The organism is Stenotrophomonas sp. PA-6-5C (assembly GCF_021605635.1).
GTDB classification, from domain to species: Bacteria; Pseudomonadota; Gammaproteobacteria; order Xanthomonadales; family Xanthomonadaceae; genus Stenotrophomonas; species Stenotrophomonas lactitubi.
Genome location: NZ_WKEE01000001.1, coordinates 80472 through 104081, shown reverse-complemented (window position 1 = coordinate 104081; position 23610 = coordinate 80472). Strand labels below are relative to the sequence as shown.

The window sequence follows — 23610 nt, the reverse complement described above, 5'->3', positions numbered from 1 at the left end:
ACACGATGAGTGGTGAATTGAACGCGGCCTTCCACATGGCCGATGTGCGCGACAAGCGCGTTACCCGCCGCCGTGCGGTGGCGGTGGGCGAGCTGCATGCCGGACCGGTGGCCTACCCGCTGATTGTCGAGCGCCGCCTGCCCAAGGGCGATGCGCTGGTGATGGCCGAGATTGCCGGCCTGCAAGGCGCAAAGATGGCCTCGATGTTGATGCCGTTGTGCCACCCGCTGCCGCTGGAGCTGGTGCAGGTGTACTGCGCGCCGGTGCCGGAACGGCAGTCGATCCGCGTGTGGTGCGAATGCGCCAGCGAGGCACGCACCGGTGTGGAGATGGAAGCACTGGCCGGAGTGAACGCGGCATTGCTGACCCTGTACGACCTGAGCAAACCGGTGGAGCCGGCACTGCGCATCGAGGGCATCCGCCTGCTGTTCAAGGAAGGCGGCAAGCGTGGCCTGTGGCTGCATCCGGATGGCATGGACGAGGGTGAGCGCGAGCGCTTCAGGCCGCGTCCGCCGAAGGGCTTGAACGGTGCTGCCTGCGCGGTGATCACCCTGAGCGATCGAGCGAGCGAGGGCACGTATGCCGACGAGTCCGGGCCGAAGCTGGTGAGCGGGCTGCAGTCGCTCGGTGGCGAGGTGGTGGCTGCCGAGGTACTGCCCGATGGCGTCGAACCGCTTGCAGGTCGCCTGCGTGCGCTGGCGGGCGAGGGCGTACGCCTGTGCCTGTGTACCGGCGGCACCGGGCTTGGCCCGCGCGACTTGACCCCGGAGGCGCTGCGTTCGTTGAACGCGCGACCGGTGCACGGCCTGGCGCAGATGGTGCGGGCGTTGAGCGCGCAGCACACGCCGATGGCCTGGCTGAGCCGCGCCGAGGTGGTGCAGTTGGACAACATGCTGGTGTTCGCGCTGCCGGGCAGCCCGAAGGCGGCTGCGCAGTGCCTGGACATTCTGGCACCTGTGCTGGGCCACGCGCTGGCGATGGTCGATGGCGGTGGCCACGCATGATTGCCTACAGCGAAGCGCTGCAGCACTTGATGGAGGCAGCCACATCGCTGCCGGCCGAGCGGCTGACACTGCATGAGGCGGGTGGTCGCATCCTGGCCACGGACATCATCAGCGGGCAGTCGCTGCCGCCGTTCGACAATTCGGCGATGGACGGCTTCGCGCTGCGCGCCAATGGCACGCCGTTCGAAAGCGGTACCGGCTTTGCGGTGCAGGGCCGGCAGGCCGCAGGCGATGCCGCTGCCGAGGGCGGCGAAGGTGCCTGGGAAATCATGACCGGCGCGCGCATGCCGGTCGGGCTGGATACGGTGGTGCCGATCGAGAACGTGGAGATCCTCGCCAGCGAGGATGGCCGGCCGACCCGCATTGCGTTGAAGAGCGTGGTGAAGCCTGGCCAGAACGTGCGCCTGCGCGGGCAGGACGTGGAAGAGGGCGAGCGCGTGCTGCAGGCCGGGCAGGCGCTGGACATCAATGCGCGCACCCTGCTGCATGCCATCGGCGTGGCCGAGGTGGCGGTGGTGGCACGGCCGAAGGTCGCCGTCATTGCCACCGGCAAGGAGCTGGTGACCGAAGCGGCGCAGGCGCTGGACTCCGGACAGATCCGTGACAGCAACCGGCCCTATCTGATCGGCCGCCTGCAGGCCGCCGGTGCCGAGGTGGTGTGGCAGGGCACGGTGGGCGATGAGGTGGCTGCCTTCGATGCAGTGCTGGATGACGCGCTGGCGGCAGGGGCACAGGTGCTGGTGAGTACCGGAGCGGTGTCGGCCGGCCGCTACGACTTCATTCCCGATGCGCTGCGCGCGCGTGGCGCCCGCATCGTGTTCCACAAGGTGGCGATCCGCCCGGGCAAGCCGCTGTTGTTTGCAGTGCTGCCCAATGGCGCGCTGTATTTCGGTCTGCCGGGCAACCCGGTGTCAGCGGCAGTGGGGCAGCGCTTCTTCGTTGAACCGGTGCTGCGTCGCCTGCTGGGCCTGGCCGACGAGCCGTTGCTGCAGCTGCCGTTGCAGGCCGACGTGCGCAAGCCGTTGGGCCTGCGCTTCCACGCGCGGGCGCGGGTGGAAGTGGACGCGCAGGGGCGCTTGAGCGCTCGCGTGCTCGCGGGCCAGGAATCGTTCCGTTTGAAATCCATGCTGCAGGCCAACGCCTGGGTGGTGCTGGAGGGCGAGGGTGACCTCGCCACGGCCGGCACACCGGTGCGCGTGCAGGGCTGGGGCCATCAGGACCCGCTGCAGCTGGCGAACCAGGAGTCATGATGAAACAGGTGAATCTGCAGTTGTTCGGTGCGTTTTCCGATCTGGATGCCAGCCGCGAGATCGCGCTGGAGGTGGCCGGTGGCACCGTAGCCGATCTGCGCCAGGCGTTGCGTGAGCTGTTGCCGGTGCGCTTTCCCGGTTTCCGCGCGGGGCTGCTGGACTATTCGGCCTTCGCCGACCAGCAGCGCGTGCTGCGTGACCACGAGGCGTTGCCCGCCGATGGCAAGGTGGCGATCCTGCCGCCGGTGAGTGGGGGCTGAGCCATGAGCAACGTGACTGCGAAAGTGGTGGACCGCGCGCAGCGCACCATCGATCCGGCCGAGGGCATCGCAGCGGTGTCCGCCCCGGCATTCGGCGGCATCGATGTGTTCATCGGCAAGGTGCGCGACTTCAATGTGGGGCGGCCGGTGACCGGCATCACCTACGACCTGTTCGAACCGCTGGTACTGAACGAGATCCAGCGCTTGGCGGCGGAGATCGAGGCGACGTTCGGGCCGAAGCTGAAGTTGTACGTGGCACATGCCAAGGGCCGTCTGGGCATTGGCGATGTGGCGGTGGTGGTGGCCGCAGGCAGCCCGCACCGTGATGAAGCGTTCAGGGCCTGCCGGCAGTTGATCGAGGCGGTGAAACACCAGTGCCCGATCTGGAAACAGGAACATTACGAAGACGGCGACAGCGAGTGGAGCGAAGGATGCACGCTATGCCACGCCGACAGTGAGCCGGCACATGAGCACCACCATTGACCCCAGTAGATCCACGCCATGCGTGGATGGCGGTCACCGATGACCATCGCCGGCATCGTGCTGGCCGGTGGCCTGTCCAGCCGCATGGGCCGCGACAAGGCGCTGCTGCCCTGGCAGGGGCGCACGCTGCTGGAGCACATGCGCGGCACGTTGCGGCTGGCCGGGGCAGACCGTGTCTGGGTGAGTGGACGTTACCCGGCCTTCGGCGGCGTGCCTGACCAGATCACACGGTGCGGGCCGATGGGTGGCCTGTTCAGCGTGGCAATGCAGATGCCCGATGGCCCCGCCTGGGTGGTGCCGGTGGATACGCCCCGGCTGACCCCGGATCTGCTGCAGCAATTGCGTGACGGGCATCGCAGCGCTTGCACGATCTTTGACGGGCATCCGCTTCCGATGCTGTTTAATGTGGACAATGAAAGTCGCACGATCCTCGAAAACATGATCCACGATCCCCTCGGTCCGCGTTCCCTGCAGGCCCTGCAACACCGGCTGGACGCGCAGACCCTGCGCCTGGCCCACGCTGATGAAAGCGCCCTGGTCAACTGCAATACCCCCACCCAATGGGAGGACGTTGCCTCATGAAGGTGCAGTTGCAAGAACAGACAATGCGCCTTCGCCTGGACGAAGCCGAACTGGCCCGGCTGCTGGCCGGTGAAACGGTGGAGAACCTGACCCGGTTCGGCGGCAGTGGTGGTTGGGGTACGGCCGTTTCGCTGCATGGTGGCGATTCGGCCGTGCTGCTCGACAGCGGCACCGATTGCCGGCTGGTACTGCCCCGGTCTTCCGTGGAGGACCTGGCCGGGCGCCTGCCGTGCCGTGATGGCCTGGCCTTTGCGCTGTACCTGGACGATGGCACCACGCTGCAGTTGCAGTTCGATGTGGATGTGCGCGACAGCGTGCGCCAGCGCGGGGTGACCCGCCGCAGTTCCGCATCACCGGTTTGACATTTGTCAGGGGCAGGGGGGAAACCCGCGCCTGATTGATCCAGATCAACCCCGTCGTTACTGCTGCACGGCCTAATGGCTGCATGACGACGGGTTACAACTTGAAAGCAGTACCCACGTCATTCCACAGCCTTGGAGCCATGTATGACCGTCGGTAGCGATCCTGTTGTCCGCAGCACTGCCAGTCCTGGTCGCGTCATCAGCGACTGGACGCCGGAAGATCCCGGCTATTGGGAGCGCACCGGCAAGCGGGTCGCCACCCGCAACCTGGTCATCTCCATTCCCTCGCTGCTGCTGGCCTTCTCGGTCTGGGTACTGTTCTCGGCGGTGACCATCAGCCTGCCGAAGATCGGCTTCGGCTTCAGCACCGATCAGCTGTTCTGGCTGGTGGCATTGCCCAGCCTGTCCGGCGCGACACTGCGCATCTTCTATTCGTTCGTGATTCCGATCTTCGGCGGTCGCCGCTGGACGGCGCTGTCCACCGCATCGCTGCTGGCACCGACGATCTGGCTCGGCTTTGCCGTGCAGAACCCGGCTACGCCGTACTGGGTGTTCGTGGTGATCGCGATCCTGTGTGGCTTTGGTGGGGCGAACTTCTCCTCGTCGATGTCCAACATTTCCTTCTTCTATCCCAAGCAGACGCAGGGCCTGGCGCTGGGCCTGAATGCCGGCCTGGGCAATGTCGGCGTATCGGTGGCGCAGGCGGTGATTCCGCTGGTGATCACGGTGGGCGTGTTCGGTGCCCTCGGTGGTGCGCCGCAGCCGGTGGTGGAGGGCGGTGCACCGTTGTACCTGCAGAATGCCGGTTTCATCTGGGTGCCGGCCATTGCGATCTGCGCGGTGGCGGCCTGGTTCGGCATGAATGACCTGACCAGCGCCCGCTCCTCGTTCGCCGAACAGGCGGTGATCTTCCGCCGCAAGCACAACTGGCTGATGTGCTGGTTGTACATCGGCACCTTCGGTTCCTACATCGGTTTTTCGGCCGGCTTCCCGATGCTGGTGAAGAGCCAGTTCCCTGCCGTGAACCCGCTGGCCTACGCCTTCATCGGTCCGTTGCTGGGTGCGCTGATGCGCTCGGTCGGCGGCAGCATGGCCGACCGCTGGGGTGGTGCGCGGCTGACGTTCTGGGTGTTCGCGCTGATGATCGCGGCGGTGTTCGGCGTGCTGCATTTCCTGCCCAGCGATGGCCAGGGTGGCAATTTCTACGGCTTCCTCTTCAGCTTCATGGCGCTGTTCGTGCTCAGTGGCATCGGCAACGGCACCACCTTCCGCATGATTCCGGTGATCTTCCGCACGCTGCATGAGCGCCTGTCGGCAGGTGCCAATGCCGAAGGCAAGGCCGCGTCGGCGCACCAGGCCAGCATCGAATCGGCTGCGGTGGTGGGCTTCTCGGGTGCGATCGGTGCCTACGGCGGCTTCTTCATTCCCAAGAGCTACGGCTCTTCGATCACGTTGACCGGCAGCCCGGACATGGCGCTGTACGGGTTCGTCGTTTTCTATGTCACCTGCCTGGCCATGACCTGGTGGTGGTACTACCGGCGCGGCGCAGAGACGCCCTGCTGACATGAAAACGCACCGCAGCCAGATGACACACACAGCCACGATGCAGATGTCCGCAAAGGGAGACCCCCGATGAGTTATTTCCTTGATCGCTTGCAGTTCTTCAAGCGTGACCCCCAGCCCTTTGCCGATGGCCATGGGTTTGCCAAGAGCGAAGGCCGTGACTGGGAGAACAGTTACCGCCAGCGCTGGCAGTACGACAAGATCGTGCGTTCCACCCACGGCGTGAACTGCACCGGCTCGTGCAGCTGGAAGATCTACGTCAAGAATGGTCTGGTGACCTGGGAAACCCAGCAGACCGATTACCCGCGCACGCGCCCGGACCTGCCCAACCACGAACCACGTGGCTGCCCGCGTGGCGCCAGCTATTCCTGGTACCTGTACAGCGCCAACCGCCTGAAGTACCCGCTGATCCGCGGCACGCTGCTGCGCCTGTGGCGCGAAGCGCGCAGAACCCAGGGGCCGGTGGATGCGTGGGCCAGCATCGTGGAGGACAAGGAAAAGGCGCGCTCGTACAAGACCCGGCGCGGCATGGGCGGTTTCGTGCGGCTGAACTGGGAAGAGGCCAACGAGATCATCGCCGCCTCCAATCTGTACACGGTGAAGCAGTACGGACCGGACCGCGTGGTCGGTTTCTCGCCGATTCCGGCGATGTCGATGGTGTCCTACGCCGCCGGTGCGCGTTACCTGTCGTTGCTGGGCGGTGCCTGTCTGTCCTTCTATGACTGGTACTGCGATCTGCCGCCGGCCTCGCCGCAGGTCTGGGGCGAACAGACCGACGTACCCGAGTCGGCCGACTGGTACAACAGCCGCTACATCATCGCCTGGGGCTCGAACGTGCCGCAGACGCGTACGCCCGATGCGCACTTCTTCACCGAGGCGCGCTACAACGGCACCAAGACGGTCTCGATCTGCCCGGACTATTCCGAGCTGGCCAAGCTGACCGATCATTGGATGCACCCCAAGCAGGGCACCGACGCCGCGCTGGCGTTCGCCTTCGGCCACGTGATCCTGCGCGAGTTCCATGTCGATTCGCCGTCGCAGTACTTCCAGGACTACTGCCGCCAGTACTCGGACATGCCGATGCTGGTACGCCTGGAGCGTCGTGCCGATGGCCGCCTGGTGGCCGGGCGTTTCCTGCGCGCCAGTGAGCTGGGTGGATTGGGCGAGGCCAACAACCCGGACTGGAAGACCCTCGCTTACGACGAGACCAGTGGCCAGATCGTGGTGCCGAACGGTTCGATCGGTTTCCGCTGGGGCGAAAAGGGTCGCTGGAACATCGAGGAGAAGGCCAGCAACGGCGCGGATACGCGCCTGCGCTTGAGCCTGTCCGATGCCAACGATGGGATCGAGGCGGTCAGCTTCCCGTATTTCGGTGGCATCGAGAGTGACGGCTGGACCGCCGCCCCGGCCGAGGAAGTACTGGACCGCAACATCCCCGTGCGCCGCCTGGCCACGGCCGATGGCAGCGAGACCCTGGTGGCGACGGTCTATGACCTGCTGCTGGCGCAGTACGGCGTGGACCGCGGTTTCGGCGGCGCCAATGTCGCCAAGAGCTTCGATGAGAACGTGCCGGGCACGCCGGCCTGGCAGGAACGCATCACCGGCGTGCCGCGTGGCGAGGTGATCGAGATCGCCCGCGAGTTCGCGCGTACCGCCGACAAGACCCATGGCCGTTCGATGATCATCGTCGGCGCGGGCATGAACCACTGGTTCCACAACGACATGAACTACCGCGGCCTGATCAACATGTTGATCATGTGCGGTTGCGTGGGCCAGACCGGCGGTGGCTGGGCGCACTACGTGGGCCAGGAAAAGCTGCGCCCGCAGACCGGCTGGCAGCCGCTGGCGTTCGGCCTGGACTGGAGCAAGCCGCCGCGCCATATGAACGGCACGTCGTTCTTCTACTTCAACACCGGGCAGTGGCGCTACGAGAAGCTGCAGGTGGATGAGCTGCTGTCACCGCTGGCCGACGCTAGCAAGTACAGCGGCAGCCTGGCCGACCTGAACCTGCGCGCCGTGCGCATGGGCTGGTTGCCATGCGCGCCACAGCTGGACCGCAATCCGCTGCAGCTGGTGCGCGAGGCCGAAGCGGCCGGCGTGGCCCCCGCCGATTACGCACTGGGCAAGTTCAAGGACGGTTCGCTGGACTTCGCCTTTGCCGACCCGGACGCGCAGCAGAACCACCCGCGGATGATGTTCATCTGGCGCTCGAACCTGCTGGGTTCGTCGGGCAAGGGCCACGAGTACATGCTGCGGCACCTGCTGGGTACCCGCCACGGCCTGCAGGGCAAGGACCTGGGCGAGATGGGCGCGGTAAAGCCAGAGGAAGTGAAGTGGCGCGACGAGGCACCGGAAGGCAAGCTCGACCTGCTGGTGACGCTGGACTTCCGCATGTGCACCACCGCGCTGTATTCGGACATCGTGCTGCCGACGGCCACCTGGTACGAGAAGGACGATCTCAACACCTCGGACATGCATCCGTTCATCCATCCACTATCGAAGGCGGTGGACCCGGCCTGGGAATCACGCAGTGACTGGGACATCTTCAAGGAGGTTGCGCGCACCGTGAGCGAGATGGCGCCCGGCGTGCTGGGCGTGGAGAAGGACCTGGTGCTGGTGCCGACCCTGCACGACACCCCCAACGAGCTGGGCATGCCGTTCGGCGTGGCCGACTGGAAGAAGGGCGAGTGCGAGGCCATCCCCGGCCAGACCATGCCGTCGATGACGGTGGTGGAGCGCGATTACCCGAACCTGTATCGCAAGTTCACCTCGCTGGGGCCGCTGCTGGACAAGCACGGCAATGGCGGCAAGGGCATGAACTGGGATACGAAGCACGAGGTGGAATTCCTCGGCGAGTTGAACCATACCGTGCGCGAGGAGGGCGTCAGCCTGGGCCGGCCGGCCATCTCGACCGCGATCGATGCGGCCGAAGTGATCCTGCACCTGGCCCCGGAAACCAATGGCCACGTGGCGGTGAAGGCCTGGGAATCGCTGGGTGGCTTCACCGGCCGCGAGCACACCCATCTGGCGGTGGGCAAGGAGCACGAGGCGATCCGCTTCCGTGACATCCAGGCGCAGCCGCGCAAGATCATCTCCTCGCCGATCTGGTCCGGGCTGGAAGACGACAACGTCAGCTACAACGCGGGCTACACCAATGTGCACGAGCTGATTCCGTGGCGCACGGTGACCGGTCGCCAGCAGTTCTACCAGGACCATGAGTGGATGATCGACTTCGGCGAGGCCTTCATGAGCTACCGGCCGCCGGTCAACACCCGCACCATCGAGCCGTTGCTCAACCAGCGCTCGAACGGCAACAAGGAGATCGTGCTGAACTGGATCACCCCGCACCAGAAGTGGGGCATCCACAGCACCTACAGCGACAACCTGATCATGCAGACGCTGTCGCGCGGTGGTCCGATCGTGTGGATCAGCGAGGACGACGCGCGCAGTGCCGGCATCGTCGACAACGACTGGATCGAGCTGTTCAACGTCAACGGCGCGATCGCCGCGCGAGCGGTGGTCAGCCAGCGCGTGATGCCGGGCATGGCGATGATGTACCACGCCCAGGAACGCATCATCAACGTGCCGGGATCGGAGATTTCCGGTACCCGCGGCGGCATCCACAACTCGGTGACCCGCATCGTGCTCAAGCCGACCCACATGATCGGTGGCTACGCGCAGCTGGCCTACGGTTTCAACTACTACGGCACCTGCGGCACCAACCGCGATGAGTTCGTGATCGTGCGCAAGATGGACAAGGTGGATTGGCTGGATGGCGAGGCCGTCCCGGCCGCCGCCAAGGAGGTGGTGTGATGAAGGTCCGTGCACAGATCGCGATGGTGCTGAACCTGGACAAGTGCATCGGCTGCCACACCTGCTCGATCACCTGCAAGAACGTCTGGACCTCGCGCGAGGGTGTCGAGTACGCCTGGTTCAACAACGTGGAAACCAAGCCGGGCATCGGCTATCCGAAGGAATGGGAGAACCAGGAGAAGTGGAACGGCGGCTGGGTGCGTACCGGCAGCGGCAAGCTGGTGCCACGCGCTGGCGGTCGCTGGCGGATGCTGGCCAAGATCTTCGCCAACCCGGACCTGCCGCAGATCGACGACTACTACGAGCCGTTCGACTTCGACTACCAGAACCTGCACACCGCCAAGGACAGCCAGCACCAGCCGACCGCACGGCCGCGCTCGCTGATCAGTGGCGAGCGCATGCAGAAGATCGAGTGGGGCCCGAACTGGGAAGAGATCCTGGGTTCGGAGTTCAGCAAGCGCTCGCGCGACTACAACTTCAATGAAGTACAGAAGGAGATCTACGGCGCCTTCGAAAAGACCTTCATGATGTACCTGCCACGCCTGTGCGAGCACTGCTTGAACCCGGCGTGCGTGTCGGCGTGCCCATCGGGCGCGATCTACAAGCGCGAGGAAGACGGCATCGTGCTGATCGACCAGGACAAGTGCCGTGGCTGGCGCATGTGCGTGTCGGCATGCCCGTACAAGAAGATCTACTACAACTGGAAGAGCGGCAAGTCGGAGAAGTGCATCTTCTGCTACCCGCGCATCGAGATGGGTGAGCCGACGATATGTTCGGAGACCTGTGTCGGCCGCATCCGCTACCTGGGCGTGATGCTGTACGACGCCGACCGCATTGCCGAAGCCGCATCGGTGGCCGCCGAGAAGGATCTGTACCAGGCCCACCTGGACATCTTCCTGGACCCGCATGACCCGGCGGTGATTGCCGCCGCACGTGCGGAGGGCATTCCGGACAGCTGGCTGGAATCGGCCAAGCAGTCGCCGGTCTACAAGATGGCCATCGACTGGAAGCTCGCGCTGCCGCTGCACCCGGAGTACCGCACGCTGCCGATGGTCTGGTATGTGCCGCCGTTGTCGCCGATCCAGTCGGCCGCCGAACGTGGCCGCATCGGCATGAGTGGCGAGCTGCCGGACGTGGCCTCGCTGCGTATTCCGGTGCGCTACCTCGCCAACCTGCTGACGGCCGGTGACGAGGCACCGGTGGTGCGGGCGCTGGAACGCCTGATGGCGATGCGCGCCTGGCGCCGGGCCAAGAACGTGGACGGCGTGGAAGACACCGCCGTGCTTGATCAGACCGGACTGACCGTAGCCCAGGTTGAAGAGATGTACCGCTACCTGGCGATTGCCAACTACGAGGACCGTTTCGTGATTCCCAGCGCTCACCGCGAGTACGCCAACGATGCCTTCGGCGAACGCGGCGGCTGCGGCTTCACCTTCGGCAACGGCTGCAACGGCGACAGCCCGGCCGACCTGTTCGGCCAGCGCAAGAGCACCAGCTTCGTGGTGAACAACGGGCCCAACCACCGCCGCAAGGAGGTGGTCTGATGAGCGTTCTGAAGCTGGTGGGGGTACTGCTGGATTACCCCCGCGAGGAACTGTGGCAGCACGGCGAGGAACTGCTGGCGGCCTGTGACGAGGTGGCACTGACGCCGACGCGGCGCAGGCAGCTGCGCGGCTTCGTGCAGCAGCTGCTGGACAGCGATCCGTTGGATGCGCAGGCCGCGTGGCTGGCAACCTTCGACCGCGGCCGTTCGATGAGCCTGCTGCTGTTCGAACACATCCACGGCGAATCGCGTGACCGTGGCCAGGCCATGGTCGATCTGGTGGAAACCTACCGCAAGCAGGGCTTCGAGCTGGATGCACGCGAACTGCCGGACTACCTGCCGCTGCTGCTGGAGTTCCTGGCCCACCAGCCGCAGAGCGAAGCACGCGAATGGCTGCACCACATCGGCCATATCGCCGGGATGCTGGCCGCACGTGCCGCCGAGCGCGAGCTGCCGCATGTGCCGCTGCTGGAGATCCTGGTGGAGGCCGGCGACGGCAAGGTCAACCTGGAGGCGCTGCGGCAACGCGCCAGCGAAGAGCCCCGCGACGATACGGCCGAGGCGATGGACAAGCTGTGGGAAGAGGAAGCCGTGCGTTTCGGCGCCGAAGCTCCTGCCGAAGACTGCAAGCCACCGACACGCTCACCGGCCCGCCCTGTGCACCGAGAGGTCCAGCCATGAACTACTACCTGCATCAATTCGCTTTCCAGTACTACCCGTACATCGCCGTGGCGGTGCTGCTGATCGGCAGCTGGGCGCGCTATGACAAGGCCATGTACACCTGGCGCACCGGTTCCAGCCAGATGCTGTCGGACAAGGGCATGCGGATCGGCAGCAACTGCTTCCACATCGGCATCCTGGCCATCCTGGGTGGTCATCTGGTGGGCCTGCTGACCCCACACGCGGTATACGAGCACTTCATCACCTCCTCGCAGAAGCAGATGCTGGCGATGGTCGTGGGCGGCGTGTTCGGTGCACTGTGCTTCATCGGCATCAGCATCCTGCTGGTGCGCCGCCTGACCAATCCTCGCGTGCGCGCCACCGGCAGCTTCGGTGACACCCTGGTGCTGGTGCTGCTGTTCGCCCAGCTCTGTCTTGGCCTGTACAGCATCCGCGTGTCGGCTGGACATCTGGACGGCGGGGTGATGGTGCAGCTGGCCGAGTGGGCGCAGCACATCGTGACCTTCCGTGCCGGAGCCGCCGACTACATCCAGGGCGTCAGCTGGGTCTACAAGATGCACATCTTCCTGGGCCTGACCCTGTTCCTGATCGCGCCGTTCACCCGTCTGGTACACGTCTGGAGCATTCCGGTCAGCTATCTGTGGCGGCCATACCAGGTGGTGCGCCGTCGCCAGGCGGCGCTGCGTTACGGGCCGCGGGAGTAAGCCATGGGCAGCCTGCCGAAGTTCCTGCCGATCACCGTGATCGATTCCACCCAGCCTGTTCCGGCCGAGGCCCACCAGCACCAGCATGACGGGGCAGAGCAGGGGCCGCGCTCGCTTGGGCAACCGGCACCGTGCCGGTTGTTCGTGGAGGACGCGGCGATCAGCGAGGCCGACATCGCCCGCGAGATGCAGCACCATCGGGCGCTGCGCCCGGAACAGTCGCGTGCCGAGGCGGCACGCGCACTGGTGGTGCGTGAACTGCTGCGATTGGAAGCTCAGCGCCTGGGCCTGCTGGCGCCAGCAGTCGGCCGGGTCAGCGATGAGGAGGTGCTGATCCAGCAACTGCTGGAAGACGCGATTGAAGACCGGGTGCCGACCGACGAGGACTGCCAACGCTATTTCGAACAGAACCCGGAGCGATTCCGCTCGCCGGACCGCGTGCGCCTGCGCCATATACTGCTGGCCGCGCCGGCCGATGATGTGGCTGGGCGCTTGGAGGCGCGTACCGAGGGCGAACGTCTGGCCAATGAACTGAAGGAAGCGCCGCACCTGTTCGCCGACTTCGCCCTGCGCCATTCGCGTTGCCCGTCCAGCAGCGAGGGCGGTGACCTGGGTTGGCTGCAGCGTGGGCAGACCACACCTGAGTTCGATCGCCAGGTGTTCCGCCTTCGCGAGGGCCTGGCCGGCTTCCCGGTGGAATCACGCTGGGGCTACCACGTGGTCAGCATCGATGGGCGCGAGGAAGGGCAGCCGCTGCCGTTCGACGCAGTGCTGCCGCAGATCCGTGACTACCTGGAACTGCAGGTGCGCCAACGCGAAGTGCAGGCCTACCTGCTGCAGCTGCAGGAGCGCTACCCGGTACGCGGGCTGGATGAGATCGAAGCCGAAGCCGAAATCGGCTGACCCACTCTTGAGGAAGGAGGTTGCATGAACCAGGCCCTTGCCCCCGCCAGTGCCGGGCAGCAGCAGCGTGCGCTGTGGCTGAGCACGTTCGCGTTCACCGTGTGCTTTGCGGTGTGGATGATCTTTTCCATCATCGGTATCCAGATCAGCGAGCAGCTGGGCCTGACCGACACCCAGTTCGGCCTGTTGATCGCCACCCCAGTGCTGACCGGGTCGGTCAGCCGCGTGTTCCTGGGCATCTGGTCCGACCAGTTCGGTGGCCGCAAGGTCATGGCCTTGGTGATGCTGTGTGGCGCGGTCGCCACGTGGATGCTGACCTACGCGCACACCTACCCGCAGTTCCTGTTCGCCGCGCTGTGCGTGGGCATCGCCGGTGGCAATTTCTCGGTGGGCGTGGCCTACGTGTCCAAGTTCTTCCCGGCCAGCAAGCAGGGCACGGCGCTGGGTATCTTCGGTGCCGGCAACATCGGTGCGGCGGTCACCAAGCTGCTGGCGCCGATGGTGATGGTGGCGGCGGGCTGGATGATGGTGGCCAAGGTGTGGGCAGGGGCGCTGGCGATCACGGCGGTGCTGTTTTTCCTGTTCAGCAAGGAAGACCCCTCGCTGGAGCAACGCCGCCGTGATGGGGTGAAGCCGGTGCCGTTCGCCGAGCAGATGGCACCGTTGAAGAATCTGCAGGTGTGGCGGTTCTCGTTGTATTACTTCTTCGTGTTCGGTGGCTTCGTGGCACTGGCCCTGTGGCTGCCGCATTACCTGGTGGGCGCGTACGGCATGGACGTCGGCACCGCGGGCATGCTGGCCGCGTGCTATTCGATCCCGGCCAGCCTGTTCCGCGTGGTGGGCGGCTGGATGTCGGACCGGATGGGGGCGCGCCGGGTGATGTACTGGACCTTCGGTGTGTCGGCCATCTGCACCTTCCTGCTGGCCTACCCCGATACCGAGTATGTGGTGAAGGGCATCCATGGTCCGATCCACTTCCACCTGGCCATCGGCGTGGTGATGTTCACCGTGCTGGTGTTCGTGCTGGGCTTCTTCATGTCGCTGGGCAAGGCTGCGGTCTACAAGCACATCCCGGTGTATTACCCCAGGCACGTGGGGGCGGTGGGTGGCGTGGTGGGCATGATCGGTGGCTTGGGTGGCTTCATCCTGCCGATCGTGTTCGGTGCGTTGAACGATGCGCTGGGTATCTGGAGCAGCTGTTTCATGCTGCTGTTCGTGGTGGTGTCCGCCGCGCTGGCGTGGATGCACTTCGCCATCCGCCGGATGGAGCGTCGACACTTCCCGCAGATCGATCGGGAGACCGACCTGCCGGAGGCCATCGATGCGGCGGCGGTCGATCGTGCGCGCGGCACCTGAACGGTGGTGCCGGCCGCTGGCCGGCACCAGCAACGCAATGCGCCACGCTTGATTTCAATCAGGGCTGTGCGAAGAGGAACGCGCGAGGATGACCGTCATGAGCTTCCATGTTGATGCGAGCGAGAACAAGGCGCTGCAGGCGGCATTGCTGCGGCAACCCCGCCACGTGCTGTTTCCGCCGCCCGACCAGTTCATTGCCGGCTTCGGTGAAAGCGGCTGGCGTGCCGCCGTGCGCGCCAGCAACGAGCACCTGATTCCGCGTGGGCTGACGCTGGGTTTCCAGACCGGCCGCATGGGCCGCGACGTGCCGGCCGAACGCTATCTGGACACGTTGCTGGCCGCGTTGCGCCTGCAGGCTGATGCTCTGGTCGAGGACCGTGAGGTGGTGGCGATGGTGCTGCAGCTGGGCCTTGCCGAAGCACTGCCGCCGTCGCTGCTGGGGCAGTTGCTGGATGCAGTGCCGCGGCACCTGCGCACCGTGGCCCGGCCGCAGGTGGAGGTGCGGCTGGATGCCGGCAGTGCCGTGGCGCCGGCAGAACTGCGCGCGGTGGGCTGCACCCGGCTGAACGTGATCGATCGAGCCGATGCACCTGGCCCGGCAGTGCTGGCGCAGGCGCGCGACGCGGGCTTTACCGCGCGCTACTACCAGTTGCGGGTGCCTGCGGCGGAGGATACGGGATTCATCGGGCGATTGCAGGCCGTGCTGGCAGATGCGCCCGAGCGCGTGCTGCTGCCGGCGCCATGCGCGCTGCCTGAGCATCCCTCATCGGAACGCTGGCTGCAGGCGTGGCGATTGCTGCGCGAGGCGGGCTATGTGGGTATCGGTGGCGACCATCATCAGCGCGGCGACCTGCCGGATCCGAACGGCCCGGGTGACGGTCAGCGTCATTGCGATCTGGCCGGCGTGCCGCGCCGCGATCGCAGCGATTTCATCGGCATCGGCCTGGCGGCGTGCAGCCAGATCGGTGAGGTGTTCTACCGGACGGAGGATGACCTTGAGTGCTGGCAGGCCCGCCTGCAGGCGGGGCATGTGGGCGTTGCCGCGGGCCTGATCCTGTCCGAGGGGGAACGCCTGGCTGCCGAGGTCGCGCAGAGCATCGCCTGCGACCATGCGCTGGATGCTGCCGCCTTCGAGTGGCGCAATGATGTTCCGTTCGATGAATGCTTCGCCGAGACCCTGCCCGCACTCGCACCGCTGCTCGCGCGTGGCTGGGCGCGCTGGGACGGCCGCGTGCTTCGCCTGGCCGAGGAAGGGCGGTTGCTGTGGCGTATGATGGCCGCATGCTTCCGGCCGGCGGCCGCCATCGCTTGAGTGCTGTCCCGATGTCTTCGACTCCGCCTTCCCAGGCCAGACCCGGCCGCACCACGCCGAATCCCGCCGCCGCCGATGATGGCGATGCGCTGCATTTCTGCAGCACCTGTGCCTTCTCCGATGCGTGCATGTCGCAGGGCTATGACAAGACGGCGCTGGGCGAGCTGCATGTGCTGGTTGACCATGTAGGGCCGTTCCATGCGGGCGACTACATTTTCCGCGCGGGAGAGGCTTTCGATTCCATCGCGGCGGTGCGCGCAGGCATGGTCAAGACCTTCGTCGATGACAGCCAGGGCAACGAGCAGGTGCTGGGCTTTGCGCTGCCGGGCGAGGTGATCGGGCTCAACGCGATTCATGGCTCGCGCTTCCCCTGCAATGCGGTGGCTCTGGATACGGTGCACCTGTGCCGTATCTCGTTCCCCAAGCTGAGCCTGCTGGCCACCCGCATGCCGGGGCTGCAGGCAAAGCTGTTCAGCCTGCTCAGTGCGGAGATCGGCAAGGCTGCCACGCTGGCGGCCAACCACCGCACCGAAGAGCGGATGGCCGCGTTCCTGCTGGACATGTCGGCCCGTTATGCACGGCGTGGTTTTTCCGCGACCCGTTTCAACCTGACCATGGCCCGCACCGAGATCGCCAACTATCTGCGGATGGCACCGGAGACGGCCAGTCGTGTGCTGCGGCGGCTGAGCGATGACGGCGTGATTGCGGTGAAGCAGCGCGAGATCCTGCTGTTGCAACCCGATCGGCTGGCGGCGCTGGCCGTGGCCGATGAGAACGACCCCGATTGAGCCTGACCAGGGAGCCGACGATGAAGCGATGCGCAATGGTGTTTCTGGGTCTGCTGTTCACGCTGCCTGCGTGGGCTGGCAACCTTACCGTGTCGGCGGCATCCAGCCTGACCGAGAGCTTCCGCGAGCTGGGCGCCGCCTACGAGAAGGCAAACCCGGGCAGCAAGGTCGACTTCAACTTTGCTGCCTCCGGCGTGCTGCTGCAGCAGATCGCGCGGGGCGCGCCGGTGGATGTATTCGCCTCGGCCGATGAAGCAACAATGGACCAGGCGGCGCAGCAGAAGCTGCTGGCAGCGGGTACGCGTGCGGTCTTCGCAGTGAACGCGCTGTGGGTGGTCGTGCCGCCGCAGGCGAAGGCGCCGCCGCGCGCACTGGCCGATCTGGCGGGTGCCGGGGTGCAGCGCATCGCACTGGGCAACCCGGACAGCGTGCCCGTGGGCCGCTACGCGCAGGGTGCGCTGCAGGCCGCAAGGCTGTGGCCGGCCGTGCAGGGCAAGGTGATCAGTACGCAGAACGTGCGGCAGTCGCTGGATTACGTGGCACGGGGCGAGGTGGATGCGGGCTTTGTCTACGCTACCGACGCGCAGGCGATGCCGGATCGCGTGCGGCGCGCGTTCGACGTTCCGGTTGCCGGACGCATCGCCTATCCGCTCGCGGTGGTGCAGGCCAGCAAGCAGCCGGTGGAAGCCAAGCGCTTCGCGGCGTTCGTGCGTTCGGCGCAGGGCCAGGCGATCCTGCAGAAGCACGGGTTCGGCAAGCCCTGACGGATGGACCTGGACTGGAGCGCACTGGGGTTGTCGTTGAAGGTGGCCGGCTGGGCCACCGCGATCAATCTCGTAGCGGGCGTGGCACTTGGCGCGCTGCTGGCGCGACGGCGCTTTCCCGGTCGGGAGCTGTTGGATTCGATACTGACCCTGCCGATGGTGCTGCCACCAACGGTGCTGGGCTACTACCTGCTGGTGCTGATCGGGCGCAATGGCCCGATCGGTGCCTGGCTGCAGTCGTGGTTCGGTATCAATCTGGTCTTTACCTGGCAGGCGGCGGTGATCGCTGCCGCGGTAGCGTCGTTGCCGCTGGTGTTCAAGCCGGCGCGCGCCGCATTCGAGGAAGTGGATGGTCAGTTGGAGCAGGCCGCGCGCACGCTGGGTGTGTCCGAGGCGGCGGTGTTCTTCCGCATTACCCTGCCGCTGGCCTGGCGCGGGATTCTGGCCGGCCTGCTGCTGGCGTTCGCACGGGCGATGGGTGAGTTCGGCGCCACGCTGATGGTGGCCGGCAGCATTCCCGGCCGTACGCAGACGCTGTCGATCGCCATCTACGAGGCAGTGCAGGCAGGGCAGGATGGCAAGGCCAATGCGCTGGTGATCCTGACGTCGGTGGTATGCATCGTGATCCTGCTGCTGGCCGCACGGCTGGTGGGCGGGCGCCGCCGGGAGCTGCGCGATGTGGCTTGACCTGCAGGTAAAGCGGCGATTGCAGGCGTCCGGCCAGACCTTCGAACTGGACGTGGTACTGCAGTGCACGCAGCGGCAGGTGGTGCTGTTCGGGCCGTCCGGCGCCGGCAAGAGCCTGACGCTGAAAGCGGTGGCCGGCCTGCTGCGCCCGGAGCACGGACATGTGCGCCTGCACGGGCAGACGTTGTTCGATGCAGATGCAGGGATTGACCTGCCGGCGCAGCGTCGTCGCCTGGGATATGTGTTCCAGGATTACGCGCTGTTCCCGCACCTGAGCGTGCGTCAGAACGTGGCGTTCGGGCTGCAGCGGGGCTGGTTGAATCCGCAGCGCGGTACCCGCGTCGATGCGGTGGAGCAGTGGCTGCAGGCATTCCGTATCGAGCATGTGGCGGATCTGCTGCCGTCGCAGGTATCCGGTGGCCAGCGCCAGCGTACGGCGTTGGCGCGAGCGCTGGTGACGCGGCCGCAGGCCTTGCTGCTGGACGAGCCGTTCGCAGCGCTCGACCACGACCTGCGCCAGCACCTGCGGCAGGAGCTGGAAACCGTACTGGATGAAACCGGCATCCCGCTGCTGCTGATCAGCCACGATCCGCAGGATGTGGCGGTGTTCGGCCAGCAGGTGGCACGCGTGGTTGATGGGCGCATCGTCGGCGATTGACCTGTGATGGTAGTGCCGGCCGCTGGCCGGCAACCACGGAATCCGGAGCAGCCGGCCAGCGGCCGGCTCTACCCGGTAGGGAGGCCCCCTCAATACAGCTCGCAGTGGGTGCGGCCCTCGCCGCGCAGGGCATCCCAATGGCCGTCACCGCCGATCGTGTCGATGGCTTCGCGAACCGCGCCCTCCAGGTGGCTCTTGTTGCCACACAGGTAGATGTGGCCGCCACGGGCCAGCACATCCTGCATCTGCGCGGCCTGCTGCTGCAGCACATGCTGCACATAGACCTTCTGCGCCGCATCGCGCGAGAACGCGGTGTGCAGGCCAGCCAGTACGCCACGCGCCTGCCAGTCCTGCAGCTGCTCGCGGTACAGGAAGTCGTGCTCGCGGTGCTTCTCGCCGAACACCAGATGGACCTCGCGTGCATCGCCGGTAGCCTGCAGTTCCTGCATCAGGCCCATCAGCGGCGCGATGCCGGTACCGGTGCCGACCAGCAGCAGGGGCGCGTTGCCGCTGTCGGGCAGGTGGAAGCCCGGATTGGAGCGGCAGTACACGCGGGCCGTGCCGCCGCCGTGCAGCAGGCTGCCGGTGGCGGTGCCGAAGCGTTCGCGGCCACGCAGGGTGTAGCGCACTTCGCGCACGCACAGGCTCAGCTGATCATCGTGCGGATGCGAGGCGATGGAATAGGCACGGGGCAGGCGTGGTGACAGGAGTTCACGCAGGCGGGCCAGTGGCACGCTGTCCGGGCTGGCGTGGTCCTGCAGCACGTCCAGCAGGTCCAGGCCATGCAGGTAGGCGTCCAGTTCGCGCTTCTGGCTGACCTTCAGCAGGCGCTTCAGTACGTCGCTGCCGCCCAGCTTTGCCAGTTCGCGCAGCACGCTCTTGCTGAGCAGGCGCAGTTCGCGGTCGCGCAGGGCGTCGACGGCGCTGGAATCACCCAACCAGGCGGCCAGTGCCTGCAGCAATGCTGGATCGTTTTCCGGAACCAGATGCAGGGTGTCGCCGGCCCGGTAGACCATGCCGCTGCCGGCGATGTCCAGCTGCAGGTGCCAGGCGGCAGGGTCACTGTGGCTCAGGCGCCGCCGTTCGACGATGCGGGCGTTGAAGGCATTGTCTTCGCCATAGGCCGTCACCTGCAGGCGCAGATCCTGGCCTGCGGTTGCATCACCCTCCAGTACCTGACCCAGCACCGGCCGCCACTGCTGGAAGAACTGCTCGTAGCCCAGATCAGCGTCGACACGGTGCAGCAGTGGTTGCGCCTGACGCTCGCTCAGCGCTGCATCCAGCGCCTTGGTGAAACCGCAGAAGCTGGGGTAGCCGGTATCCCCCAGGCCGAACACCGCGTAGCGCAGTCCCGGCAGGGCGGGCGCCTGCCGCAGCGACTCGAAGAAGCTCTCGCCATTGGCCGGCGGTTCGCCGTCGCCGAACGAACTGGAGATGGCCAGCAGCACATCGCCGTGGCCGAGACTGGCCACATCGATGTCATTGAACGGCAGGACCTGCGGCCCATGCGGCTGCAGGTCCGGGTCCGCGCCCAGGCGCTGGGCCAGGGCGCGGGCGTTGCCCGACTCGGAGGCGAAACCCACCAGCAGCCGGCTGATGGGCGTGCGTGTGGGGATGGCGTTCACGCAGCCTCGTAGAAGTCGTCGAACTTTTCCTTGCTGAACTCGACCAGGTCGTAGTTCTGCATCAGGTCGTTCACCACGCGGCGGATGCTGATGTACGAGGTGATGTTGCCCTCGGCATCGAACAGCGGCTGCACGGTGGTGTCGACCACGTAGAGCACGCCGCCCTTGCCCAGGTTCGGCACGATGCCGGTCCAGGTCTTGCCGGCCTTGATGGTGTCCCACATGTCCTTGTAGACGGCCTTGGGCACGTCCGGATGGCGGACGATGCTGTGCGGCTGGCCGATCAGTTCCTCGCGCGCGAACCCGGTGAGCGTGCAGAACAGGTCGTTGGCATAGGTGATGTTGCCCTGCAGGTCGGTGGTGGAGATCACCATCACGTTCTGCATGGCGTTGAGCAGCTGGGCGTTGTCGGGGGTGTAGCTCATCGCAGGTCCTTTGGATGCCGGTGACGCCGGCGTAGTGGGTTCCTGTATAGAGATACGCGCCCGTGGCGGTGGGTGGATTGATATAGGTCAAGCGTGTGCCGGGAGGGGGCTGCGACCGGCTGTCGCAGGAGGGGCGAAGGGGCGGCGCTAGCGGGCGATGCCGGGGAATCCGATGCTCTGCTGGCAGTACCGCAGCAGTGCGCGCCCTTCTTCGTCATCGCGTTGCATATGATCACCGCTGAAGAATGCCTGCAACGACCGGCCGATCGCGTTGCCGGCATTTCCAGAACGGCGTGCAGCCGCCGGCAGCAGGCTGTCAGCGCGGGGATCATGGCGGCCGGGCAGCTGTTCGCGCCGAAGCTCTCCTTCAATCGCCAGCAGCGCACATGCCCCGGCGAGGTATGCCTCCGGTTCCCGGTGCGCGCCCCATCGACGCTGCCCGACCATCGCTGTGGCGATATGGTGGAATTCGTGCGCGGTGGTGGAGATCACGCGCGCGCGCAGTGCATCGGCATCGTCGCCGGCGGGAAACCAGAACGCCACCACCAGTTCTGGTCGTGGCGGCCTGGCGGGCTGTTGCCAGATGCCGCCACCGTCGCTGACGATCGTGACCTGATAGCGGACCGGCGTATCGTTCAGGTCTGCGGCGTGGAGCGGTTGCCGCGCCGCGTGGGCGGCGGCAGTGCATAGATTCACGGCCTGCCCAGCGGATAGGCTGGGTTCGACCCAGCGCACCACCACTGCGATTGTTTCCAGTTGGCAGGTATGCGAGCGCGTCGTCTGTTCCGAACTCTCCTGGCCGGGCAGCACCGACGCGGTGCCAACGCTCAGCTGGGAGGCGTTGCCGCGCAGGAGCGTGGCAAACGCTCCGTCCGCGCCGACACTATCGCGCGGGGGAATATCGAGGGTAGTGCACTCACTGGTGCAGAGCAGTAGCGCTGCTGCGCCTGTGGCGTGCCGCAACCAGGATTCCATGTGCAGGAGATCACCCTTCCAAGGCGGTGGATGCATCCTTGCAGACGCCTCGGCGCACGCACAATCAGACGTGTTGCATCTGGAGGCTGACTGTCGGCGCCGGTTGTCCTCTGCCGCTCACCCCATCACATACCGCAGCACCCCCGCCGATACCACGCCGATCAGCACCGTCGGCAGCATCGACAGCCGCGTGGCAGCCAGCAGCGTGATGGCCAGCGCGGCCAGGTCGGCCGGCTTGTCGGCCACGAAGTCGGGGGCGATCACCGAGATCAGCACGCAGCCCGGGGCGGCTTCCATCACCGTTACCGCGCGCTTGCTCAGGGTGCGGTTGCGCAGCGCGAGAAAGCCGATGATGCGGGTGAGATAGGTGGCGGCGGCCATCAGGATGATGGTCAGCACCGAGGTCCAGTGGATCAGGCCGTTGAAGATCATGCCGCGTCCTCGGCCAGCAGCCAGGCGGCGGCGAGACCGGCCAGCGCGCCGCTGGCCACGTACCAGGCGCCGGGCACCAGCAGGTAGGTGCCCGCTGCCACCAGCAGGCTGACCAGCCATGGCCGCGCGGCGCGCATGCCTTGCCACATGCCACGCAGCAGCACCAGGAACACGGCGGGGAAGGCCATGTCGAAGCCGTAGGCATGGATGTCGCCGAGCAGCGGGCCGACGATCGCGCCCAGTGCGGTGCACAGCACCCACACGGTGTACAGGCCGGCTGACACGCCGAGGTAGTAGGCCAGGCTGAAGCCCAGTGCGCGACGGCGCGCATCGGCCACGCCCAGCGCCCAGCTTTCATCGCACATGAAGAACAGCGCCGGCAGCACGCGACGGCGCGGCAGGTGCTGCAGCAACGGTGCCAGGCTGGCGCCCATCAACAGGTGGCGGCTGTTGACCAGCGCGGTGATCGCCACGATCAGCGCGATGTGCGGCGGCGACGTCCACAGTTCGACCGCGGCGAATTCAGACCCGCCAGCGAAGTTGAGGCCGGTCATCAGCGGCACTTCCAGCGCCGACAGGCCCTTTTGCGCGGCCTGGGCGCCGAGCACCAGGGCAAAGGGAATGAAGCCGATCATCACCGGTACGGCGGCGCGCAGACCGCGCAGGAACTCGGCGCGTGGTGCGGTGTCGCAGGCGGGATCAGGCAGGGGCAGGGTGGTTCGGGCGTCCATGGATCAACAACGAGTGGGGGTGACCCATGCTAACGGTCCGATCACGAAATCGGGTTGCGTTGATGCCATTGGTTCGGCCGAATGTGCAATATCATGCGGTGATTCGATCAAGGAGTGGAGTTGCATGCAGTACCAGCTCGACAACCTGGATCGTCGCATCCTTGACGCCCTGCAGCGCGACGGTCGCCTGCAGAACCTGGAGCTGTCCCGGCAGGTGGGGCTCTCGCCGTCGGCCTGCCTGCGCCGGGTTCGCCTGCTGGAAGAGGGCGGCTACATCGATCGCTACGTGGCCCTGCTGAATGCGGCGAGGATCGGGCGGGGGTTCACCGTGTTCGTCCGTGTCTGGCTGCGCGGCCAGGACGAAGACACCACCAATCACTTCATCAACAGCATCAAGTCCTTCCCGGAAGTGCTTGAATGCCATCTGATGGCTGGCGACTGTGATTTCCTGCTGCGGGTGGCGGTGGCCGACCTCGACGCGTACCGGCAGTTCCAGATCCAGCACCTGAACCGCATCGCCGGGGTACAGAACACCAAGACCGAGATCCCGATGCAGCGGATCAAGCAGACCACTGAACTGCCGGTCTGAACTGGCCCGGCGCGTCCCCTGCGCGCCGCCGTCATCGCAATGACACGTGACGCCGCTACGGTGTGACCCGCTTGCCGGCCGTGTGCAGGTCGACCCACCTGGTCGCACCGCGCTCCGCCG

At 66.2% G+C, this 23610-nt stretch carries 24 protein-coding genes; 19 read left to right on the top strand and 5 right to left on the bottom strand.

Translation table 11 applies throughout. The annotated features are described in order from the left end of the window. The first annotated feature begins 5 nt into the window (after nt 1–5). The 18 genes from moaCB to GIW57_RS00370 all read left to right on the top strand — a co-directional run bounded on the left by moaCB (nt 6) and on the right by GIW57_RS00370 (nt 18713). On the top strand, nt 6–1004 hold the full coding sequence (gene moaCB / locus GIW57_RS00455; RefSeq protein ID WP_236508828.1) for a bifunctional molybdenum cofactor biosynthesis protein MoaC/MoaB: 999 nt from the start codon (nt 6–8) through the stop codon (nt 1002–1004). Further along, on the top strand, nt 1001–2254 hold the full coding sequence (gene glp / locus GIW57_RS00450; RefSeq protein ID WP_236508827.1) for a gephyrin-like molybdotransferase Glp: 1254 nt from the start codon (nt 1001–1003) through the stop codon (nt 2252–2254). Before moaCB ends, glp begins: the two co-directional genes overlap by 4 nt. Beyond that, nucleotides 2254–2514 carry a MoaD/ThiS family protein gene (locus GIW57_RS00445; RefSeq protein WP_049463966.1) on the top strand — a complete coding sequence of 87 codons (261 nt, stop codon included), beginning with the start codon at nt 2254–2256 and terminating at the stop codon, nt 2512–2514. Before glp ends, GIW57_RS00445 begins: the two co-directional genes overlap by 1 nt. A 3-nt stretch (nt 2515–2517) precedes the next feature. Further along, nucleotides 2518–2997 (top strand): molybdenum cofactor biosynthesis protein MoaE, encoded by a 480-nt coding sequence (locus tag GIW57_RS00440; protein WP_236508826.1) that lies wholly within the window; start codon nt 2518–2520, stop codon nt 2995–2997. Nucleotides 2998–3036: 39 nt separating this feature from the next. Continuing rightward, nucleotides 3037–3579 (top strand): molybdenum cofactor guanylyltransferase, encoded by a 543-nt coding sequence (locus tag GIW57_RS00435; protein WP_236508825.1) that lies wholly within the window; start codon nt 3037–3039, stop codon nt 3577–3579. Further along, a complete protein-coding gene (locus tag GIW57_RS00430) occupies nt 3576–3941 on the top strand; it encodes a hypothetical protein (protein ID WP_236508824.1) in 366 nt (121 codons plus the stop codon). The genes GIW57_RS00435 and GIW57_RS00430 overlap by 4 nt, the downstream gene beginning before the upstream one ends. 144 nt (nt 3942–4085) lie before the next feature. Then, nucleotides 4086–5504, top strand: a complete 1419-nt coding sequence (locus tag GIW57_RS00425; RefSeq protein WP_236508823.1) for a NarK family nitrate/nitrite MFS transporter — start codon at nt 4086–4088, stop codon at nt 5502–5504. A gap of 69 nt (nt 5505–5573) precedes the next feature. Next, a complete protein-coding gene (locus GIW57_RS00420; protein ID WP_236508822.1) occupies nt 5574–9317 on the top strand; it encodes a nitrate reductase subunit alpha in 3744 nt (1247 codons plus the stop codon). Next, nucleotides 9317–10861 carry a nitrate reductase subunit beta gene (gene narH / locus GIW57_RS00415; RefSeq protein ID WP_236508821.1) on the top strand — a complete coding sequence of 515 codons (1545 nt, stop codon included), beginning with the start codon at nt 9317–9319 and terminating at the stop codon, nt 10859–10861. Before GIW57_RS00420 ends, narH begins: the two co-directional genes overlap by 1 nt. Next, nucleotides 10861–11541, top strand: a complete 681-nt coding sequence (gene narJ, locus GIW57_RS00410) for a nitrate reductase molybdenum cofactor assembly chaperone (protein WP_236508820.1) — start codon at nt 10861–10863, stop codon at nt 11539–11541. Before narH ends, narJ begins: the two co-directional genes overlap by 1 nt. After that, the gene (gene narI, locus GIW57_RS00405) at nt 11538–12245 is read left to right on the top strand and encodes a respiratory nitrate reductase subunit gamma (RefSeq protein ID WP_236508819.1); all 708 of its coding nucleotides are present in this window, start codon (nt 11538–11540) and stop codon (nt 12243–12245) included. The genes narJ and narI overlap by 4 nt, the downstream gene beginning before the upstream one ends. A gap of 3 nt (nt 12246–12248) precedes the next feature. Then, the gene (locus GIW57_RS00400; RefSeq protein ID WP_236508818.1) at nt 12249–13148 is read left to right on the top strand and encodes a peptidylprolyl isomerase; all 900 of its coding nucleotides are present in this window, start codon (nt 12249–12251) and stop codon (nt 13146–13148) included. 24 nt (nt 13149–13172) lie between these two features. Further along, nucleotides 13173–14504, top strand: a complete 1332-nt coding sequence (locus tag GIW57_RS00395) for a nitrate/nitrite transporter (RefSeq protein ID WP_236508817.1) — start codon at nt 13173–13175, stop codon at nt 14502–14504. A 97-nt stretch (nt 14505–14601) separates the two neighbouring features. Continuing rightward, nucleotides 14602–15816, top strand: a complete 1215-nt coding sequence (locus GIW57_RS00390) for a coproporphyrinogen III oxidase (protein WP_236508816.1) — start codon at nt 14602–14604, stop codon at nt 15814–15816. A gap of 11 nt (nt 15817–15827) precedes the next feature. Next, entirely contained in the window at nt 15828–16604 is a 777-nt protein-coding gene (locus GIW57_RS00385) for a helix-turn-helix domain-containing protein (protein ID WP_236508815.1), read from the top strand. Nucleotides 16605–16624: 20 nt separating this feature from the next. Beyond that, nucleotides 16625–17368 (top strand): molybdate ABC transporter substrate-binding protein, encoded by a 744-nt coding sequence (gene modA, locus GIW57_RS00380; protein WP_236508814.1) that lies wholly within the window; start codon nt 16625–16627, stop codon nt 17366–17368. Between the two features lie 3 nt (nt 17369–17371). Further along, nucleotides 17372–18055 (top strand): molybdate ABC transporter permease subunit, encoded by a 684-nt coding sequence (gene modB / locus GIW57_RS00375; protein WP_089235839.1) that lies wholly within the window; start codon nt 17372–17374, stop codon nt 18053–18055. Further along, nucleotides 18045–18713: an ATP-binding cassette domain-containing protein gene (locus tag GIW57_RS00370; RefSeq protein WP_236508813.1), complete on the top strand. Its 669-nt coding sequence runs from the start codon at nt 18045–18047 to the stop codon at nt 18711–18713. The genes modB and GIW57_RS00370 overlap by 11 nt, the downstream gene beginning before the upstream one ends. 89 nt (nt 18714–18802) lie before the next feature. Here GIW57_RS00370 and GIW57_RS00365 read toward each other — a convergent pair whose 3' ends face one another. From GIW57_RS00365 to GIW57_RS00345, 5 genes are all read right to left on the bottom strand, one after another. Next, nucleotides 18803–20338: a sulfite reductase flavoprotein subunit alpha gene (locus GIW57_RS00365; protein ID WP_236508812.1), complete on the bottom strand. Its 1536-nt coding sequence runs from the start codon at nt 20336–20338 to the stop codon at nt 18803–18805. Then, nucleotides 20335–20763, bottom strand: a complete 429-nt coding sequence (locus GIW57_RS00360; protein ID WP_032128130.1) for a PAS sensor domain-containing protein — start codon at nt 20761–20763, stop codon at nt 20335–20337. The genes GIW57_RS00365 and GIW57_RS00360 overlap by 4 nt, the downstream gene beginning before the upstream one ends. 147 nt (nt 20764–20910) lie before the next feature. Beyond that, on the bottom strand, nt 20911–21738 hold the full coding sequence (locus GIW57_RS00355; RefSeq protein ID WP_236508811.1) for a hypothetical protein: 828 nt from the start codon (nt 21736–21738) through the stop codon (nt 20911–20913). Nucleotides 21739–21855: 117 nt separating this feature from the next. Further along, nucleotides 21856–22170: an AzlD family protein gene (locus GIW57_RS00350; protein ID WP_033831264.1), complete on the bottom strand. Its 315-nt coding sequence runs from the start codon at nt 22168–22170 to the stop codon at nt 21856–21858. Next, nucleotides 22167–22901, bottom strand: coding sequence for an AzlC family ABC transporter permease (locus GIW57_RS00345; protein ID WP_165377319.1), 735 nt, complete (start codon nt 22899–22901; stop codon nt 22167–22169). Before GIW57_RS00345 ends, GIW57_RS00350 begins: the two co-directional genes overlap by 4 nt. Nucleotides 22902–23025: 124 nt before the next feature. On the opposite strand from GIW57_RS00345, the gene GIW57_RS00340 reads away from it, so the two are divergent. Then, nucleotides 23026–23490 (top strand): Lrp/AsnC family transcriptional regulator, encoded by a 465-nt coding sequence (locus GIW57_RS00340; RefSeq protein ID WP_025874361.1) that lies wholly within the window; start codon nt 23026–23028, stop codon nt 23488–23490. Nucleotides 23491–23610 lie beyond the last annotated feature (120 nt).

What these genes read in the sequence shown, in the direction of transcription:
- GIW57_RS00440 (WP_236508826.1), top strand. Translation starts at nt 2,518, where the DNA reads ATGAGCAACGTGACTGCGAAAGTGGTGGACCGCGCGCAGCGCACCATC.
- narI (WP_236508819.1), top strand. Translation starts at nt 11,538, where the DNA reads ATGAACTACTACCTGCATCAATTCGCTTTCCAGTACTACCCGTACATC.
- moaCB (WP_236508828.1), top strand. Translation starts at nt 6, where the DNA reads ATGAGTGGTGAATTGAACGCGGCCTTCCACATGGCCGATGTGCGCGAC.
- GIW57_RS00445 (WP_049463966.1), top strand. Translation starts at nt 2,254, where the DNA reads ATGAAACAGGTGAATCTGCAGTTGTTCGGTGCGTTTTCCGATCTGGAT.
- narH (WP_236508821.1), top strand. Translation starts at nt 9,317, where the DNA reads ATGAAGGTCCGTGCACAGATCGCGATGGTGCTGAACCTGGACAAGTGC.
- modA (WP_236508814.1), top strand. Translation starts at nt 16,625, where the DNA reads ATGAAGCGATGCGCAATGGTGTTTCTGGGTCTGCTGTTCACGCTGCCT.
- GIW57_RS00400 (WP_236508818.1), top strand. Translation starts at nt 12,249, where the DNA reads ATGGGCAGCCTGCCGAAGTTCCTGCCGATCACCGTGATCGATTCCACC.
- GIW57_RS00390 (WP_236508816.1), top strand. Translation starts at nt 14,602, where the DNA reads ATGAGCTTCCATGTTGATGCGAGCGAGAACAAGGCGCTGCAGGCGGCA.
- GIW57_RS00430 (WP_236508824.1), top strand. Translation starts at nt 3,576, where the DNA reads ATGAAGGTGCAGTTGCAAGAACAGACAATGCGCCTTCGCCTGGACGAA.
- GIW57_RS00345 (WP_165377319.1), bottom strand. Translation starts at nt 22,901, where the DNA reads ATGGACGCCCGAACCACCCTGCCCCTGCCTGATCCCGCCTGCGACACC.
- GIW57_RS00340 (WP_025874361.1), top strand. Translation starts at nt 23,026, where the DNA reads ATGCAGTACCAGCTCGACAACCTGGATCGTCGCATCCTTGACGCCCTG.
- modB (WP_089235839.1), top strand. Translation starts at nt 17,372, where the DNA reads ATGGACCTGGACTGGAGCGCACTGGGGTTGTCGTTGAAGGTGGCCGGC.
- GIW57_RS00350 (WP_033831264.1), bottom strand. Translation starts at nt 22,170, where the DNA reads ATGATCTTCAACGGCCTGATCCACTGGACCTCGGTGCTGACCATCATC.
- GIW57_RS00425 (WP_236508823.1), top strand. Translation starts at nt 4,086, where the DNA reads ATGACCGTCGGTAGCGATCCTGTTGTCCGCAGCACTGCCAGTCCTGGT.
- glp (WP_236508827.1), top strand. Translation starts at nt 1,001, where the DNA reads ATGATTGCCTACAGCGAAGCGCTGCAGCACTTGATGGAGGCAGCCACA.
- narJ (WP_236508820.1), top strand. Translation starts at nt 10,861, where the DNA reads ATGAGCGTTCTGAAGCTGGTGGGGGTACTGCTGGATTACCCCCGCGAG.
- GIW57_RS00385 (WP_236508815.1), top strand. Translation starts at nt 15,828, where the DNA reads ATGTCTTCGACTCCGCCTTCCCAGGCCAGACCCGGCCGCACCACGCCG.
- GIW57_RS00370 (WP_236508813.1), top strand. Translation starts at nt 18,045, where the DNA reads ATGTGGCTTGACCTGCAGGTAAAGCGGCGATTGCAGGCGTCCGGCCAG.
- GIW57_RS00360 (WP_032128130.1), bottom strand. Translation starts at nt 20,763, where the DNA reads ATGAGCTACACCCCCGACAACGCCCAGCTGCTCAACGCCATGCAGAAC.
- GIW57_RS00420 (WP_236508822.1), top strand. Translation starts at nt 5,574, where the DNA reads ATGAGTTATTTCCTTGATCGCTTGCAGTTCTTCAAGCGTGACCCCCAG.
- GIW57_RS00355 (WP_236508811.1), bottom strand. Translation starts at nt 21,738, where the DNA reads ATGGAATCCTGGTTGCGGCACGCCACAGGCGCAGCAGCGCTACTGCTC.
- GIW57_RS00435 (WP_236508825.1), top strand. Translation starts at nt 3,037, where the DNA reads ATGACCATCGCCGGCATCGTGCTGGCCGGTGGCCTGTCCAGCCGCATG.
- GIW57_RS00395 (WP_236508817.1), top strand. Translation starts at nt 13,173, where the DNA reads ATGAACCAGGCCCTTGCCCCCGCCAGTGCCGGGCAGCAGCAGCGTGCG.